This is a genomic window from Gilvimarinus sp. 1_MG-2023 (genome assembly GCF_030548285.1).
Genome location: NZ_JAUOSC010000005.1, coordinates 26,646 through 42,510, shown reverse-complemented (window position 1 = coordinate 42,510; position 15,865 = coordinate 26,646). Strand labels below are relative to the sequence as shown.

General features: G+C 55.5%; 16 protein-coding genes and 1 tRNA gene. 8 read left to right on the top strand and 9 right to left on the bottom strand.

Annotated features, from left to right (window positions below):
- Window positions 1–122: 122 nt before the first annotated feature.
- From folD to Q4563_RS07920, 5 genes are read left to right on the top strand one after another with little or no spacing between them, the layout of a single operon-like run.
- Window positions 123–974, top strand: a complete 852-nt coding sequence (folD, locus tag Q4563_RS07940) for a bifunctional methylenetetrahydrofolate dehydrogenase/methenyltetrahydrofolate cyclohydrolase FolD (RefSeq protein ID WP_215975474.1) — start codon at window positions 123–125, stop codon at window positions 972–974.
- A gap of 55 nt (window positions 975–1,029) precedes the next feature.
- Window positions 1,030–1,371 carry a hypothetical protein gene (locus Q4563_RS07935; protein WP_303604177.1) on the top strand — a complete coding sequence of 114 codons (342 nt, stop codon included), beginning with the start codon at window positions 1,030–1,032 and terminating at the stop codon, window positions 1,369–1,371.
- The gene (locus Q4563_RS07930) at window positions 1,371–2,156 is read left to right on the top strand and encodes a pseudouridine synthase (protein WP_303604176.1); all 786 of its coding nucleotides are present in this window, start codon (window positions 1,371–1,373) and stop codon (window positions 2,154–2,156) included. Before Q4563_RS07935 ends, Q4563_RS07930 begins: the two co-directional genes overlap by 1 nt.
- Window positions 2,143–2,832 (top strand): pseudouridine synthase, encoded by a 690-nt coding sequence (locus tag Q4563_RS07925; protein ID WP_303604175.1) that lies wholly within the window; start codon window positions 2,143–2,145, stop codon window positions 2,830–2,832. The genes Q4563_RS07930 and Q4563_RS07925 overlap by 14 nt, the downstream gene beginning before the upstream one ends.
- Window positions 2,833–2,859: 27 nt before the next feature.
- Entirely contained in the window at window positions 2,860–3,894 is a 1,035-nt protein-coding gene (locus tag Q4563_RS07920; RefSeq protein WP_303604174.1) for a class I SAM-dependent methyltransferase, read from the top strand.
- Here Q4563_RS07920 and Q4563_RS07915 read toward each other — a convergent pair.
- Window positions 3,875–4,621 (bottom strand): class I SAM-dependent methyltransferase, encoded by a 747-nt coding sequence (locus Q4563_RS07915; RefSeq protein WP_303604173.1) that lies wholly within the window; start codon window positions 4,619–4,621, stop codon window positions 3,875–3,877. The genes Q4563_RS07920 and Q4563_RS07915 overlap by 20 nt on opposite strands.
- Window positions 4,615–5,235 carry a DNA-J related domain-containing protein gene (locus Q4563_RS07910; RefSeq protein ID WP_303604172.1) on the bottom strand — a complete coding sequence of 207 codons (621 nt, stop codon included), beginning with the start codon at window positions 5,233–5,235 and terminating at the stop codon, window positions 4,615–4,617. The genes Q4563_RS07915 and Q4563_RS07910 overlap by 7 nt, the downstream gene beginning before the upstream one ends.
- Before the next feature lie 203 nt (window positions 5,236–5,438).
- Here Q4563_RS07910 and Q4563_RS07905 point away from each other — a divergent pair.
- A tRNA-Asn gene (locus Q4563_RS07905) sits at window positions 5,439–5,514 on the top strand.
- Between the two features lie 301 nt (window positions 5,515–5,815).
- On the opposite strand, the gene Q4563_RS07900 is transcribed toward Q4563_RS07905, so the two are convergent.
- A complete protein-coding gene (locus tag Q4563_RS07900; protein ID WP_303604171.1) occupies window positions 5,816–7,072 on the bottom strand; it encodes an alginate lyase family protein in 1,257 nt (418 codons plus the stop codon).
- Window positions 7,073–7,314: 242 nt separating this feature from the next.
- Between Q4563_RS07900 and ppnP the strand changes: the two genes are divergently transcribed.
- Window positions 7,315–7,596 carry a pyrimidine/purine nucleoside phosphorylase gene (gene ppnP, locus Q4563_RS07895; RefSeq protein WP_215975466.1) on the top strand — a complete coding sequence of 94 codons (282 nt, stop codon included), beginning with the start codon at window positions 7,315–7,317 and terminating at the stop codon, window positions 7,594–7,596.
- Window positions 7,597–7,697: 101 nt separating this feature from the next.
- Here ppnP and Q4563_RS07890 read toward each other — a convergent pair whose 3' ends face one another.
- Entirely contained in the window at window positions 7,698–9,179 is a 1,482-nt protein-coding gene (locus Q4563_RS07890; protein ID WP_303604170.1) for an alpha/beta hydrolase, read from the bottom strand.
- Window positions 9,176–9,850 (bottom strand): TIGR01621 family pseudouridine synthase, encoded by a 675-nt coding sequence (locus Q4563_RS07885; protein WP_303604169.1) that lies wholly within the window; start codon window positions 9,848–9,850, stop codon window positions 9,176–9,178. The genes Q4563_RS07890 and Q4563_RS07885 overlap by 4 nt, the downstream gene beginning before the upstream one ends.
- Before the next feature lie 509 nt (window positions 9,851–10,359).
- Between Q4563_RS07885 and Q4563_RS07880 the strand changes: the two genes are divergently transcribed.
- Complete coding sequence (locus tag Q4563_RS07880; RefSeq protein ID WP_303604168.1) at window positions 10,360–10,959, top strand: acyltransferase; 600 nt, start codon at window positions 10,360–10,362, stop codon at window positions 10,957–10,959.
- A 16-nt stretch (window positions 10,960–10,975) separates the two neighbouring features.
- On the opposite strand, the gene Q4563_RS07875 is transcribed toward Q4563_RS07880, so the two are convergent.
- Genes Q4563_RS07875 through cysM form a run of 4 tightly spaced genes read right to left on the bottom strand, consistent with a single transcriptional unit; the run spans window position 10,976 to window position 15,816 of the window.
- Window positions 10,976–11,875: a general secretion pathway protein GspB gene (locus tag Q4563_RS07875; RefSeq protein WP_303604167.1), complete on the bottom strand. Its 900-nt coding sequence runs from the start codon at window positions 11,873–11,875 to the stop codon at window positions 10,976–10,978.
- Complete coding sequence (locus tag Q4563_RS07870) at window positions 11,875–13,515, bottom strand: ExeA family protein (RefSeq protein WP_303604166.1); 1,641 nt, start codon at window positions 13,513–13,515, stop codon at window positions 11,875–11,877. The genes Q4563_RS07875 and Q4563_RS07870 overlap by 1 nt, the downstream gene beginning before the upstream one ends.
- A 43-nt stretch (window positions 13,516–13,558) precedes the next feature.
- Complete coding sequence (gene rlmD, locus Q4563_RS07865) at window positions 13,559–14,920, bottom strand: 23S rRNA (uracil(1939)-C(5))-methyltransferase RlmD (protein ID WP_303604165.1); 1,362 nt, start codon at window positions 14,918–14,920, stop codon at window positions 13,559–13,561.
- Window positions 14,917–15,816 (bottom strand): cysteine synthase CysM, encoded by a 900-nt coding sequence (gene cysM / locus Q4563_RS07860; RefSeq protein WP_215975458.1) that lies wholly within the window; start codon window positions 15,814–15,816, stop codon window positions 14,917–14,919. Before cysM ends, rlmD begins: the two co-directional genes overlap by 4 nt.
- Window positions 15,817–15,865: the final 49 nt, after the last annotated feature.

Sequence of the window (15,865 nt, the reverse complement as noted above, 5' to 3'; positions counted from 1 at the left end):
TTTTCATTCAACGCAAGACGCATTAAGCAAAGCCTATGACTTTATCACTTGGCGACTGACCGGTGGCTGTGGGAAAATAGCGCCCACTAAAATTTGCACTCATTTAAAGGTAACTACCCTACATGTCCGCACTTGTACTTGATGGTAAGGCTCTGGCCGCCAAAACCGAACAGGAACTCTCAGCCCGTGTTGAGGCGCTTAAAGCTGGCAGTAACGGTCAAACCCCGATTCTTGCCACCATTTTAGTGGGTGACGATCCGGCCTCGGCCACCTATGTCAAAATGAAGGGCAACGCCTGTGCACGCGTTGGCATGGAGTCGGTCAAGGTAGAAATGTCGAGCGACACCACCACCGAGCAGTTACTGGCGAAAATTGATGAGCTCAACAACAACTCCAATGTCCACGGCATTTTGCTGCAGCACCCGGTGCCCGAACAAATTGACGAGCGCGCCTGCTTTGATGCCATTGCTCTGGAAAAAGACGTCGACGGTGTCACCTGCTTAGGCTTTGGCCGCATGAGTATGGGCGAAGAAGCCTACGGCTGCGCTACCCCAAAAGGTATTATGCGCCTGCTGGAAGCCTACGAAATCGATTTGAATGGTAAACACGCCGTGGTGGTCGGTCGCAGCCCCATCTTGGGTAAGCCTATGGCCATGATGATGCTCGGCGCCAACGCGACTGTCACCATCTGCCACTCGCGCACGCAAAATCTTGCCGACCATATCAAGCAGGCCGATATTGTTGTGGGCGCAGTTGGCCGGCCCGAGTTTATTAAAGCCGAATGGATTAAAGATGGCGCGGTCGTCGTCGATGCCGGCTACCACCCCGGCGGCGTGGGCGATATTGAACTGGCCCCACTGACCGATCGCGTAGCGGCCTACACCCCTGTGCCCGGCGGTGTTGGCCCCATGACCATCAACACTCTTATTTACCAAACCGTAGACTCGGGCGAAAAAGCGATCTCCGGTCAGTAAAAATTGGGCAGAGGCCGCGGATTCGGCCTCTGCAACTCCCTAAAAGGAAGACCCTATGCCCCCCGCCTGCCACCTTTCTTTAGCCCGCTTTTGGCTATGGGCTCTTTTAATACTGCCCGGCGTGAGTACAGCGCAACCGAATTACGACTACACCTGCCAGCTGGGAGAGACCACTCGGCTTATCGAAGTCGCCTATTTGGTACCCGAACAAACAGTGCCCTGCGAAGTGCGCTACCAAAAAAACGATGAACCGGGTCTGGTACTTTGGCGGGCCAACAACCAAACAGGATTTTGCGAGAATAAAGCGCAAAAACTCATCCGCGAACACGAGGCTTTGGGTTTTACCTGCCACAGTGACAACCGCCCCGACAATCTGCCCGAATTTGGCCGCTTTTAATGGCATCAGTTGCACCTGCCCCCTCTACAGAACTCGCACCTTTACCCATTCTTTATCGCGACGATACTCTGGTGGCCATTAACAAGCCCAGCGGTTTATTAGTACACCGCAGCCCGATCGATAAACACGAAACCCGTTTTGCCATTCAACAATTGCGCGATCAAATCGGCCAGCGGGTTTACCCAGTGCACAGGCTGGATAAACCTACTTCCGGGGTTTTGCTGTTTGCCCTCGACTCGGATACCGCACGGCAAGTCAGCCAGCACTGGCATCGGGCGCAAAAATGTTATGTTGCCGTGGTACGTGGCTATGCCCCCGAGCAGGTTTTAATCGACCATCCCTTGCGCTACGAACCCGATCGCTACGGCGACGCCGACAAGTCCAGCTGCCCGGTTCAAGCGGCTCAAACCGAAGTAAAGCGCTTGGCCTGCTTTGAATTGGGTGCCGCTGTGGAGCGCTACCCCACCAGTCGCTACTCACTGGTGCAGTGCCAACCAAAAACCGGGCGCAAGCATCAAATTCGCCGCCACTTAAAACACATTAGCCACCCAATCATCGGCGACGCCAAACACGGTAAAGGCATACACAATCGCTACTTTGCCGAGCACTTACAGGCCCCGCGCCTTTTATTAGCTGCCACCCAATTACAGTTTGCGCACCCCAATGGCGGGCACACCGTGTGTGTCGACGCCCCGCTCACTGACTGTTTTGCCGAACTGTTGAGGCGTTTTGGCTGGTGCAACGCCCTACCCCCACAATGGTTACCCGATCATGCGTCTGGATAAATTTATCGCCCACAGCTCTGGGCTGTCACGCAAAGAAGTTAAACGCGCCCTGCACCAGGGTATTATCTGCATTGACAATCAGCCGGTAAAAAACGGCGGCACTCTTGTCAACGAGCAGCAACATATCACCTTAGACGGTCAGCACTTACAGCTGAGCGGCCCGCGCTACTTTATACTGCACAAGCCACAAGGCGTGGTGTGCGCTAATCAAGACAGCAGCTACCCCACAGCACTGGACTTATTAAGCGACGAAAAACAAGACGGGCTGCAAATTGCCGGACGGCTGGACGTCGACACCACCGGACTGGTATTAATTACCGATGACGGTCAGTGGAACCACCGCGCCACCTCACCCAAGGTAGGTAAAAACAAAACCTACCGAGTCACCACCAGCGAGCCAATCAGCGACGCACAAATGGCAGAACTTGCAGCGGGGGTACAACTAAAAGGTGAGAGTAAAGTTTGCCGTGCGGCCGACATTACACGACTAGAGTCATCACTCGCCTTGCTCACTATTAGCGAGGGCAAGTACCATCAGGTCAAACGCATGTTTGCCGCTGTCGGCAACCATGTAGTCGCACTGCACAGGCAAAGCATCGGAGATATTACCCTCGACACCGACTTGGCAGAGGGTCAATATCGCGCGTTAACCGAGCGTGAAATAAACAGTATTTAAGTCGCAAACATTAAACACGTGCCGCCTATGAAAAACGATCCAGCACTCGATTGGTTATTAACGCAAACCCCGAGCCATGGCCAGACACTGTGGTTGTGTGACGAACACTTTTACCAAGAAGCAGCTCGACTTCCGACCGCCGAAAACCACCAATACCTAACCAACCGCTTTGATATTGCCGCACAATTTACCGAGCAAAAACTCGACTGTCGTTTTAACGACTTTGATCTTAGCCACATCGCCGACCAAACACTGGATACAATAATCTATCGATTATCCAAAGAAAAACCCGTAGTGCAGCACTGCATACAGCAAGCCGCCAGCAAGTTAACAATCGGCGGCCAACTGCTAATAGCCGGACTCAAAAACGAAGGCGCTAAAAATTTTTTAGAACAGGCGGCAAAAACACTGGGCACAAGCAAGGCTACCCGTAAACTGGGATTGGCCTACGCAGCCACACTAAGCAAACAGAGCCACAGCCTGCCCGCAAAAGACGACTACACACAATTGCACGCTCATCCTAAGCTGGCCGGTTTTTTTACCAAGCCCGGCCAGTTTGGCTGGCAAAAGGTCGATGCCGGCAGTGAATTTTTAATTCAAACCCTAGCCCAACAGAACCCGGCACCCGCCGCAAACAGCTTGCTAGATTTGGGCTGTGGTTATGGTTACTTAGCGCTGGAGACTGTGAACAAAGTGCTGGCCAAGGCACCCGAGCGCATTGTACTGACCGACAACAACGCCGCCGCCTTGTGCTCGGCCGAGCGCAACAGCCAACACCTGGCCCAGAGCCAGGTAATCGCCGCCGATGTAGGCGCGGGTATCGAACAGCGCTTCGACATGATTGTTTGCAACCCGCCCTTTCATCAGGGCTTTCAGTTAAGCGGCGATTTAACCGATCGCTTTTTGGCGAGTGCACAAAATAAACTGGCACCCGGCGGTGCCGCGTACTTTGTGGTCAATGCGTTTATTCCCCTGGAAAGCAAAGCAAAGACGCTGTTTAGCAAGATAGAAACACTGGCCAACAACAAGCAATTTAAAGTACTTAAACTGAGCCAGCGCTAAGCGTTATTTCGCAGGGCACAGGCCCGGCAGCCAGCGCCTTTAAGCGCTCGGTCAAAGAGTCGAGTAGCAAGCGCGTACTGGCGGGGCGAAGCTGCCGCGTAAAACTGCCAATAGTGTTCTCAAAGCGCCTATGCTGCCAGGCATTAAGGGCGCTAAAGCTGCCCTGCCCGGTCACCACTGGCAACGCCTGGCGGTACTGTGCACAAGCGGCAAAGTTAACCGTAAGCTGGCCGCGCGCACTCAAAAGGGGGCTGAGCGCGCCCAACCAGGAAGAATCCATGGCCACCACCCTCTGTGGCTCGCCACCGTTGGTGGCAAACAAATCATCAATGATCAAATCAAACGCGGGGCCACGGTAGTGCCTTACAAAGGCCAAGGCATCCGCTTCAAGTAACAACACATTGCGCCCCTTAACACCAAACACTTTGCGTGCGATACGCAAGTGCTCGGCACTGATGTCCACCCCGACCAGCAGCGCCTTGGGCAATATCTTTTGTAATTTGCGCATTACCGCACCGCCGCCCACCCCTAACACCAATACCCGGCGCGGGGGAACTGCTGGTAACAAGGCCGGCAGCCAGAGCAAATCCCAAAGGTTATTTTCGATCAACCTGGCCGGGTTAAACTGACTGTGAAAGGTACCATCGGTGTACAAGCGCAAACTCTGCCCCGCCCGGCGCACCTCACAGCGCTGACCAAACTCATCCAATGATTGGTAAATCAGCACGAGTGCACTCTCTCCAACACCGACATGGCCCAATGAACCTCCTGCAGCTGATCGGCATCGCCACCGCGATCAGGGTGATGTTGCATCGCCAGGCGGCGATAGCGCTGCTTGATAGCACTCCAGCTCACCGGCTCAGCCAGCCCCATAATCCGCAGCGCCCGGCTGCGTTCGGCCGTCGCCACTGGCTGACGCCCCAGATTTTGCCAAAAATCATCCAGTAACTCGTTAACACTGGCTACGGTCGCCTCATCGAAATGGCGCCAGTCAAAGTAGTAATCGCGCAGCTTGCCTTCACGCCCGCCATCAAGCTGGGTTGAATCCGATGGCCCCTGCCAGGGGCGAACATCCACCTGCATCAAGCCGATGTCTAGAAACAACCGCTGCCGGGCCAACTCCTCCTGCAATCGGTACAAGCCATTAAACAGGGCAAAATGTGCTTGAAACAGCTGTTTGGGGCAGGTGCCATAGTTTTCAGGCACCAGACCACGAGCCACGGCAATTTTTAACAACGCGTGCTCGGTGTACTGCTGCCCACTCTCAAACAATAACTGTCGCAGCATTTCCAGCAGCGGATTGGGCCTATGAGCGCAGTTTTGGGTTAATAAAGTTGCCATTCTTGCAGTATACATTGGCGCCGCACTCGTCTGCTAATACCCCATACCCACTATGCTATCTCTTTGAATTGATTACACTTAATACAATTTGTGGGGATTTCGGACAAAGCGTTAAAAAACTTAGGTTTTTTCGCCCTTGGGGGTTGACCAACTTAGGATCGAACTATAATATGCGCACCACTTCCACAGAGGAAGTCACCCAATCCGCTTTAGCTCAGTTGGTAGAGCAAATGACTGTTAATCATTGGGTCGCTGGTTCGAGCCCAGCAAGCGGAGCCAAACACTAAAAAAACCGTCCACCTTGGGCGGTTTTTTTATGCCCAATGATTGCGCTCCGCGCCGTTAATCATTGGTGGATTCAATTGAATCCACCTAGTTCGAGCCCAGCAAGCGGAGCCATATTAAGATTAAGGGGCTACTCAGCAATGGGTAACCCCTTTTTCGTTGCGCGACCAAATGATTACTCTCTAACTGTTAATCACTGGTCGAATCGGTGATTCGACCTAGTTCGAGCCCAGCAAGCGGAGCTAAACAACAAAGGCCACTAGTCACCTGGTGGCCTTTGGGCACTGCTCGTTTCTCACTCCAACAGTAAATATTCCGGGTGGCGCGATAGGATCAGCTGCAGGATATTGCTGTGTTCAGCGGATATAGTCAGCGATTGTAATACCTGATCAAAGGTAGTGGCATATTGAGTGTCGGGGTATTTGTGCTTCGCTTCAATGAGCGCGGCCAATATGTCTGACTGTTTAATGCCGGCCGTCGGGTGTGGCCAGGCCTCGGGGTCGATCAGCGCGGGCATTAGATAATCCAGTGCCAACTCTAGGCTGCGGTTGTTTGAGGTGGTGTAATCCCAAAATGGCGTACCCGCCCTCTCTGCCACCACGGCCACGGAGGTCAGCGCTTTTAGGTTAAAACAGCTGTAAAAGAAGCTGCGCGTACGACTTAGCTCATGACTTTGCCCGCCGCTCTTATCCAGCTGGCTCGCTAAACTGGCTTTAGTCGCCTCTACCGCCTCGCTCAGTAGCGCTTTATCGTCTAAATAATACGCCAAAGCTGCAACCTGAAAGCGATACCAGGAACCGTGATTGTTGGTTTGCTGGGCACCTTGCTTACCCACTTTACTTTGCGTCAGCCAATCCAGGTACTCTCTTAGCCACTGATTCATGGCCGCATCGTCTTTTTCGCTCCAATACTCGGAATCTGAAAGTAACGTAATAGAATCCAACACCTGTTCAGGTATAAGTCGACCATCCAAAATCCCTGAGCGGCGACTATTAGGGTTGCCCGGCACGCTTTGCGCGAATTTTAGGTGCGGATTCATTTTGGTGGCTTCGTCTAAAAACCAAGTGCGCAACATACCCGCCGCTTTATCAGCGTACTCAGCCTTGCCACTCAGGTAATAACCCAGCGCCAGTGTTTTTACCCCCGTTGCCATACGGCCGATACGAGGCCGGTCAACGGCATCGGTTTGCGTGTCGGGGTTGGTGATACCGTCCTTGCGAATCCAGGGCAAGCCGTCTTCTTTGGCCGGGTCCGGCCACCAGTAACGAGAAATACTTAAGTAGTCGTGCTTACTTTGGGTGGGTGGCAGCAAAGTTTTGTTTACCACGGTGGGGTTTGGTTGCTGCAGAATATGATCGGCCCGCGCCAACAAATAATCGTACACGGCAGTTTGCGAGTCGTTTAACTGGCCGGCATTGACACGAGCTTTGACCTTATCCAGCGCGGCCTTATCCATCAACACAAGCGATTGGCCGGCGAATACAGGTAAACAAACAGCGATAAGCGTTAGGCCCGTTATCGAGCGGATTAACCAACGAATCAGTAAAGTCATCAAATCTACACCCTTAATTGTGCGTGAACGCGCTCCACCACGCGCATTGATGGCAAAGATTGTACTGCATTCGTCGCGACAGGACTCCAGAGATTCCGCGCTGACAAACCTGCCACCGAGTTGAATATATTTTAGTCAGACAGCAGCGGTGGCATAGGTCGATATGTCCGTTTTTTTGACACCGGCTAGCCAAACCCGTCAAATTCCGCTAGCCTTGCCGCCCCATTTTGCGAGGATTAACCATGTTTGATGTAAACAACTACTTCGAAGGCAACGTTGCCTCCATCGCTTTTAAAGGCGAAAAACTGCCCGCCACCGTCGGCGTTATGGCCCCCGGCGACTACGAATTTGGCACCAGCCAAAAAGAGTATATGAGTGTTATCAGCGGCGCGCTGACCGTAAAACTGCCAGGCAGTGATGAGTGGGTTACTTACACATCAGGCGAGAGCTTTGAGGTAGAAGCCAACCAAAAATTTGGTGTTAAAGTTGCGCAAGACACCGCTTATTTATGCCTTTACGAGTAAACGAGACTCGTAGGTGAGCGATTAAAAACTTTAACCTCTCTTTAACGCTTCACCCCCTTAACCTGCGACATTGCCATTGAGGCAATACGCAGGTTAAGCCCTCACTCGCACACCTCAATTGTTTTTTGTTCGCGATTTAAAACCCGCTCCAACTGCCCGAGTGCGCAGGGCCTATTGTTGAGCACGGAATGGCCGCTGGCGGGGAATACCGACAGCTGTACCTGGGGCCAGTCATGGCTGACCATTTCGGCCCAGCTGACCGGGGTGATGGGGTCAAACTCGCCGGCAAGTAGTGTCACTTGAGGCACCTTGGCAAGCGCACTCGGCGCGGGCCAGATGACCGGATCAATGGCATTGAGCCAGTGCTGACAAATTTGCCCCTGCCAGGTGCCGGCCATATAGGGCTTAAGCCAGCCGACTTTACTCAGCCCCTGTTGATACTCTTGCTCACTGCCTAGGCGATTGTCGCGACAGTCCACGGCGGTATGAGCCAGGCGCGCGACTGTATCGGCCCTGCCCTGGCCTGGCGTTGCCGGCCCCACATTCAATTGCATCAGCTGACTTAGAGCTTTGCGCCCACTGTGCTCGGTGGCAGCCATGGCGGCCACCAGACGGGGCCAGCGGTGGCGGTTATAAGCGGCGCTAAATGCGGCCGAAAGAAAGCGCGGCGCGGTTACCCATACTGTCTCGGGCCAGCCGTCGAGCGTGACCGTGACATCTACGGGGTTTTCCTGCAGCCGCGCAAGGCTGATGCGCAGCTGGTGCATAAAAGCCTCGGAGGAAAGGCTTATGTCGGCAAAGTGGGTTTGCCAGGCTCGCAGGCACTGGGCATCGGTACGACATGCGGCGGCCATATTGTCGAGGCTTTGGCCGAGCAACTGCGGTGATTGCAAAACACCGCCCATCCCCGGCGGGTAGACCGAGTCCAACACCAGTGATTGCAGCCCGGCAGTGCCTGCCAATTCAATAGCCAGACGCGTACCGTAAGACACCCCCAAGCCGTGCCAACCTGGCACGGCCAACAACCGCATTAAAGCCCGTACATCCGCCGCGTTTTGCCGGGTACCATAGTCAGTAACAGCCAGAGTATCGCTGCGATTTAAACACTGTATCAGTGCTTCATCGGCATTGAGGCCGGTGTTGATACGCTCGGGCGCTAATAACAACGTCCGCCGTCTGGCCTGCCGGTACTCGCGGCACTGATCGTTACTGCCGCGCCGGTTGAGTAAAATTAAATCGCGCCTGATTCCCGCCTGTTGGGCAAACCCTAACCATGCTTGTAAACCGCGCGCGCTAAAATCCAAACGGTAGCCGGGGCCACCCTGTAAATACATAAGCGGCTCGGGTTGCTTGTTGTCACCTTGATAGCGCAGCACACGGAACGACAATACATCCAGAGTGCCGGGCAGTATCAGCTCGCCGCAGCGCACAGACTCGGGGGCGCTGTCGCAAGTGCGCCAGTGCAGTTGATAGTTATCGGCATTCGGGGGATTGGCGTCAGTGCGGTTATCACTGCACGCGATGCCGGTTAACAGCACAATCATACCGACAATGCGAATGCAGCCTGCGCGACAAAAACTCATACACCCGGCCAGGATAAATCGTCCAGCGAGCCCAAAGCTTGCATGCATTGCAAAAATTCCGCCTGCAGGAAAAGCTCTCCGGTTTGTGGCATTGATTGCCAGCGGTAGTGCTGCCCCTTAAGCACTATTGCCAGTTGATAGGCATGAAGGTAGACCCGATCGGCCGGGGCGCCGCCATAGAGTGTATCGCCCAGAATAGGCGCGCCGACACTTTTTAGTGCCACCCGTATTTGGTGAGTTTTGCCGGTTTTGGGCTTAACCAGTTGCAAGCGCACCCCGGGCGATACGGCCTGAGAAATAAACGCTGTGCGCGCGGGATTCTCTTGGCTGCGCAATAATTTCCAGGCGCTGCGCCGCGCCGGGGCCATGTCGCCCACAACACGCCCCTGTTTTTTGGCGGGCTTTTTCGCACTCAATGCCAAATAAAACTTTTCCACCTCGCCCGCGGCAAACTGCTGGCACAGTTCGCGGTTGGCTGTTTGAGTTTTTGCCATCAATACCAAGCCCGAGGTGACTTTGTCCAGGCGGTGTACCGGGTAGAGCTCGGCAAGGTTGAGCTGACGCTTAACCTGCTGAAATAAGCCGGGGGCGCCTGCATCGGTATGAAAATCCACCCCGGCGTGTTTATGCACGACCAGCGCGTCTGCGTTTTGCCAAATGACGTCAAACATCTTATTACTCTAACTGGTATCAAAATATTCGTTAAGTACGAGAAAAACTAAGTAGCCACTGGTGACAATCGAGGCAAGTGTTACACTTTAGTTGGGTGTCCGCACGCCGCTAGCGCCCTCGGTGATTTGCATCATCCCGGCCAGGGGTTGCTTGCAATCACCAATGCAGATGTGCACGAGAGTGTACACAATACCGGAACACTACAACGGGAAACGCAACAGGCTAGGAGAAGCGCACAGGGATCGCGCCGGCCTTGCCTACAAGCAACCTGAGAGCGTCCACTCGATGCTCCACCGAAAGCTTCAACACACGCCCTTGTTCCGCGTGACACGGTGAATCTGCTCAATCAAACTGCGCTCGGCGGCGGGCACCTTTCATTTTCCTGCATCAATAATGATTGTCTCATTGCGAGCCGCGCCGCCGCACTCAGTCAGTTCAACACGCCCGATCACACGCCCGATTAACAGTGGCGTACAATACGCGTTTGCCTCTACCGCACCGATGTTTTATGGATTATACCGAACAGCATAAAAAACGCCTGAGCGCTATGCCCTGGCTCTACTACCGCTTAAAACCCAAACACTTAACCTGGGCGCGTCCCTGGCAAGAGGACATTCAGCAAACACTGATGGCGCTCGAGACAGTGACCATCGGCAAAAATGTGTTTATCGCCCCGAGCGCACAAATATTTGCCGAGCCCGGCCGCGATATTATTATTGGCGACAACAGCTATATTGCCGGCGATGCGACCCTGCACGGGCCCATTCGCATTGGCAGCCATGTCTCAATCAATCATCACGCCACCTTAGATGGCGGCAGCGCGGGGATCGATATTGCCGACCACTGCCGCCTGGCCGCCTACAGCCATCTGTACGCTTTTAATCACGGACTGGCAGCGGGGCGTCCTATTTGCGAACAGCCGGTCACCTCGCAGGGTATTCGGTTAGAGCGGGATGTCTGGCTGGGCAGCCACTGCGGGGTCACCGATGGTGTCACCCTGCATGAAGGCGCGGTGGCCGGCATGAGCTGTGTCGTCACGCGCGATGTGGCACCTTATACCATTGTGGCCGGTAACCCCGCCCGCCCCATTGGCCAGCGCGAAGCGTAACCTCTAAGGTCGGTCGCTACATATTGACCCAGCTCGACAGCGCTTTCAGGGTAAAGCGGTGCTCGCCCATGCGCACAATAATGCCCTCGGCCTCAATACTCTCCAGCTCTATGCCCGCGGTCAGAGTATCGCCCGCGCGCCGGATTCGGCCATTAATCACCACCGAACTATCCCCTGCCGGGTCGTAGCTGTGCGTGGCGTACATTAAGGTGGGTACGGCATTTTGCGCAGCTAAAGGCAGTGACCTGACCCCACCGAGCTCGGCGTAGGGGCTGGGTGGCTCGCTTGTTTGAGTCGTCTTATTACTTTGCCCGGCGCTATCTTTTTGGCTACTAGTCCCCTGCGGTTCTGCAGCCCTTTGATAAAGTGCCAACACTTCGGCATCTTCTGATGCAGGCGCGGTGGTCGGCGGGTTGGGAGACTCGGGCTCTGGGATATCAGTCACCCGCTCAAGCGCTGGGGCCGCGTCGCTATAGGCCTCGCCAATCATACTGACGCCGCCATCCGCAGAAGTTGAAACCTGCCGACTATCGTCAAATTCTGCCGCTGTATTTGCCCCTGAACTCTTGGCTGAATCGACAGCGCTCGCCGCTGCGCTTGTTTCTGAGTGTTCAGCCGCCGTTAACGGCTGACTGGGCTGGGCCGGCTGCGGCGCTTTTGCTGTTGCGGGCTCTAGCGGTTTTACCGCGGGGGCAGGCGGCTCGGTGGTCACGGCATTGGGCGGCGACGCGCGCAAGGTAAGCCAGAGCACCAGCGCGAGCAATAGCACTACCGCCACGGCCAGAGCGATGAGCAGCAAATTAACCCGATTCGGCTCGGTTGACGCTGGCGTGTGGGCGGTGTCTAGCCCGGCGGGGTGATTGCTGCCTTCGCGCTCGCGATCGGCCTTGCGTAAAGCTTCCAGTAGTAGCGACATTACCAGTCCCCCTCCACCTGCAGTGGGGTATCTATACCCAGGCGTTCATTGAGCCGCAAGATGGTTTTTTGCCCCAAAATACCATCTACTGTTAAGCCGTGTTTGCGCTGAAAAATTTTTAAGCGATCGGCCAGGGCTTGGGTAAATTTCAACTCCGCGAGGGGTTTCGCCTGCCCATCCAACTGAGCAAAGGCTTGCGCCAGCCAGCGCACCAAGGGGCCACGATCCCCCACTCCGACGGCTGCCCCGGAGTTATAGCCGGGCGGTTTGTGCCATAGGTACAACACCTGGCCATTCCAGCGAGCGCCGAGTTCGGCCAGTGCTACGCTATGGGGTTTGCCACTGGCATCTAACAGTTCGGCATTTTCTTTATCAATGGCCGTCAGCACCCCATAGGCGCGAAATTTATCTTCCGTGGTCAGGGTTAATAATACCGGGCGGTTGAGTGCCACCAACGCCTGCCAGGTATCAACCTGTTCCACTTCACAAGCCACCGCCTGAGCACTGCCATTTAGACAGATAAGCGAGCCCGATAAACCGCTGTGGGCGGCGAGTTGAGCCTGGGCATCGGACAAATAGCGAATGCTGTAGTCGGGCACAGAGGGGCTTTGGGTCGCCACCGGGGGCAGCACTTGCTCGGCGGGAACCACCGGGCTGGCTTCGGGCGAAGCATCCACGACGGTATCGGCCGCAGCGCCCTGCTCGCCCCGCCCCGCCTCTGAGATAAACCACCAGCCGGTCATTGCGGCAACACCCAATAACAATAGCAATGCCTGTGGCCACCAATGCCTCGCGCTGCGACGGTTGAGCGCCGCGGCCGAGGCACCTGGAACGCCGTTTACTTCGCGCTTGGCAAGCTGCAGAATCTTGCGGTCGACCCGATCTTTGTTGTGACCATAGAGCCCGACTAAGGCCCGCTCACAGAGAATATTAATTCGCCGCGGAATGCCGCCACTGTAAGAAAAAATTTTGCGCACAATGGTTTCGGGGAATGGATTGCGCGCGCCGGTAAGCCCGGCCACCTGCAAACGGTGGCTGATATAAGCGCGCGTTTCGGCCAGAGTTAGCGGGTTTAAATGAAACCGGGCGGTAATGCGCTGGGATAATTGCCGCAAGCGCGGCTGGGCCAACAGGCGGTTGAGCTCGGGCTGGCCGACCAAAATTATTTGCAGTAGCTTTTGTGTGTTGGTCTCGAGGTTAGTGAGCAGGCGAATTTGCTCTAACGCCTCGGGTGACAACAACTGAGCTTCATCAATCAACAAAACGGTACGCCGACCGCGGCTGTGGTTATCCAGCAGGTAGCGGTGCAGTGTATCGGTCAGGGTTTTTATACTGGGGCTCTCCGGTGGGTACTTCGCCCCCAGTTCATCGCAAATCATTTGCAGCATTTCGGGCACTTCGGCCATGGGGTTAAACACCATGGCCAGGTCGGTGCCCTCGGGCAGCTGCTCCAGCAATGAGCGAATAATCGTGGTTTTACCCGTCCCTACCTCACCGGTAAGCAAAACAAAGCCGCCGCCCTGCACACCGTAGAGCAAGTGTGCCAGTGCCTCCCGGTGCTGCTCACTCATATACAGATAGCGCGGGTTGACCGCAATGGAGAAAGCTGGCTCTTTTAGTCCAAAATACTGGTGATACATGGCATCCGATCATCCCAACACGATGGCATGATCATACCTGCTTTTAACGGCGAGTAAACAGGGCCATGGTTTCGACATGAGAGGTGTGGGGAAACATCTCCATAATACCCAAGCTGTCGAGACTAAAACCGGCCTGAGTCAGGCTATGGGCATCGCGTGCCAAAGTGGCCGGATTACACGACACATAGAGAATACGCTTGGCTGCGGTCTCGGCTAGCTGCTGACACGCCAAGGCGGCGCCGGCGCGCGGTGGGTCGAGTAACACCGCGTGAAATTGACCAATCTTCTTTTGCAGCGTTTTGAGTGAGGCCTGCTCTAAGTCCGCGGCGATAAAGTCAAGATTGCTTAGCTGGTTACTCTGCGCATTCTCGCCGGCGCGCGCCACCATGCTTTTGATGGCCTCCACGCCGGTTACCCGGCCGGCCTGTTGCGCCAAGGGCAATGAGAAGTTGCCAATGCCGCAAAATAAATCCAACACATGCTCGTCTGTCTGTGGGTCTAACAGCCGCACCGCCTGATCCACCATGGCGCGATTAATCTCGGGATTGACTTGAGTGAAGTCCAGCGGATGAAACCTAAGTTCTAGACTGCCACCGACAAGAGCAAAGGACAATCTGGGGTCGAGCGGCTCACCGGCGATATCGGTCAACTGCTGGTTGTCGGGGCTGAGCCACACTTGGCAACACTGGCTCTCGGCAAAATGCGTTAAAGCCGCGCAGGCCTCGGCTTTAAGCGCTCGGGTGTGGCGCAAGATCACAACCGACTGATCTTGCGTGGCAATTAGCTCCACATGGCTAACGGCTTTGACATCCAGCTGTTGCAACAACACACGCAGCGGCTCAATTAAGCCTTGCAAGCTCTCGGGTAAAACCGGGCACTGCTCGATGTTCACCAGCTGGCTATCACCCTGGCGACGAAAACCAAAACTCAACTGCCCCGCCTTGTCGAACATAACCGCCAGGCGGGCGCGGCTGCGATAGTGCCAGGGGTTACCGACGATCGGCGGCAACAGTGTCTGAGGCGCTGGGGCACCGGCTCGGGCCAGCTGGTCGAGCACACTGTTTTGCTTAATCTCTAATTGATGGGCATGGCTGGCGTGCTGCAACTGGCAACCGCCGCAACGACCGTAGTGTTTGCAGGCCGGCTCAACGCGCTGGGGCGATGGACTCAGCACTTGCAGTAATCGCGCCTCAGAAAAACGCGACTGGCGCTTAGTCCAGCGGGCTTCAACCTGCTCGGAATCCAGCGCGCCGCTGACGAACACCGCTTGGCCCTGGTGGCGAGCCAGACCGCGGCCATCGTGAATGTACCCGTCAATGGTTAAGGTAACCGGCTCGGTCGGCACTGCGGCGGCCTGACGCGGCCTGCGGCCCCGGTTGCCGTGTCCGGGTCGTCGCGATTTCATAAAGCGCGGTTAAACAAACCGGAGGAGAGGTAGCGATCCCCCCGGTCACAGATGATGGCGACAATAACCGCGTCTTCGACCGACTCGGCCAGCTCCAGCGCGGCCGCTACGGCTCCGCCCGATGAGACGCCGCAAAAAATACCTTCGCGCTGAGCCAGATCGCGCATCGCTTGCTCGGCTCGCCCTTGCGACATGCTGACAATACGATCCACGCGCTGGTTTTCGTAAATAGACGGCAAGTACTCTTGCGGCCAGCGGCGAATACCCGGAATGGCGGCGCCGTCTTCCGGCTGCAAACCGATGATTTGCACCGCGGGGTTTTGCTCTTTTAAGTAACGCGAGCAGCCCATAATGGTACCGGTCGTGCCCATGGAGCTAATAAAATGGGTGATGGTACCGCCGCTTTGCTGCCAAATTTCCGGCCCGGTGCCGCGATAGTGCGCCTCGGGGTTATCGGCATTGGCGAATTGATCGAGCACCTTACCCTTGCCTTCACTTTGCATTTGCAGGGCCAGATCACGTGCGCCTTCCATGCCCTGCTCTTTGCTGACCAAAATTAGCTGGGCGCCGTAGGCGGCCATTGAGGCTTTGCGCTCTTCGGTGCTGTTATCGGGCATAATCAAGGTAATCGGATAGCCTTTAATGGCTGCCACCATCGCCAGGGCAATACCGGTATTGCCGCTGGTGGCTTCAATTAAACTATCGCCGGGAGCAATATCACCACGCGCTTCGGCCCGCTCTATCATCGATAGCGCCGGGCGATCTTTTACCGAACCGGCCGGGTTATTGCCCTCCAGTTTAAGCAACAGGGTATTGCTGCTTGTGGCGGGCAGCAGGCGCTGCGCTCGCACCAGGGGCGTATTGCCCACATATGCATCGATGGTAGGAAAATCCATATGAACCTCAGTGACTTGCAGCGCAGCGCAAAAGGCGACTATTCTAAGG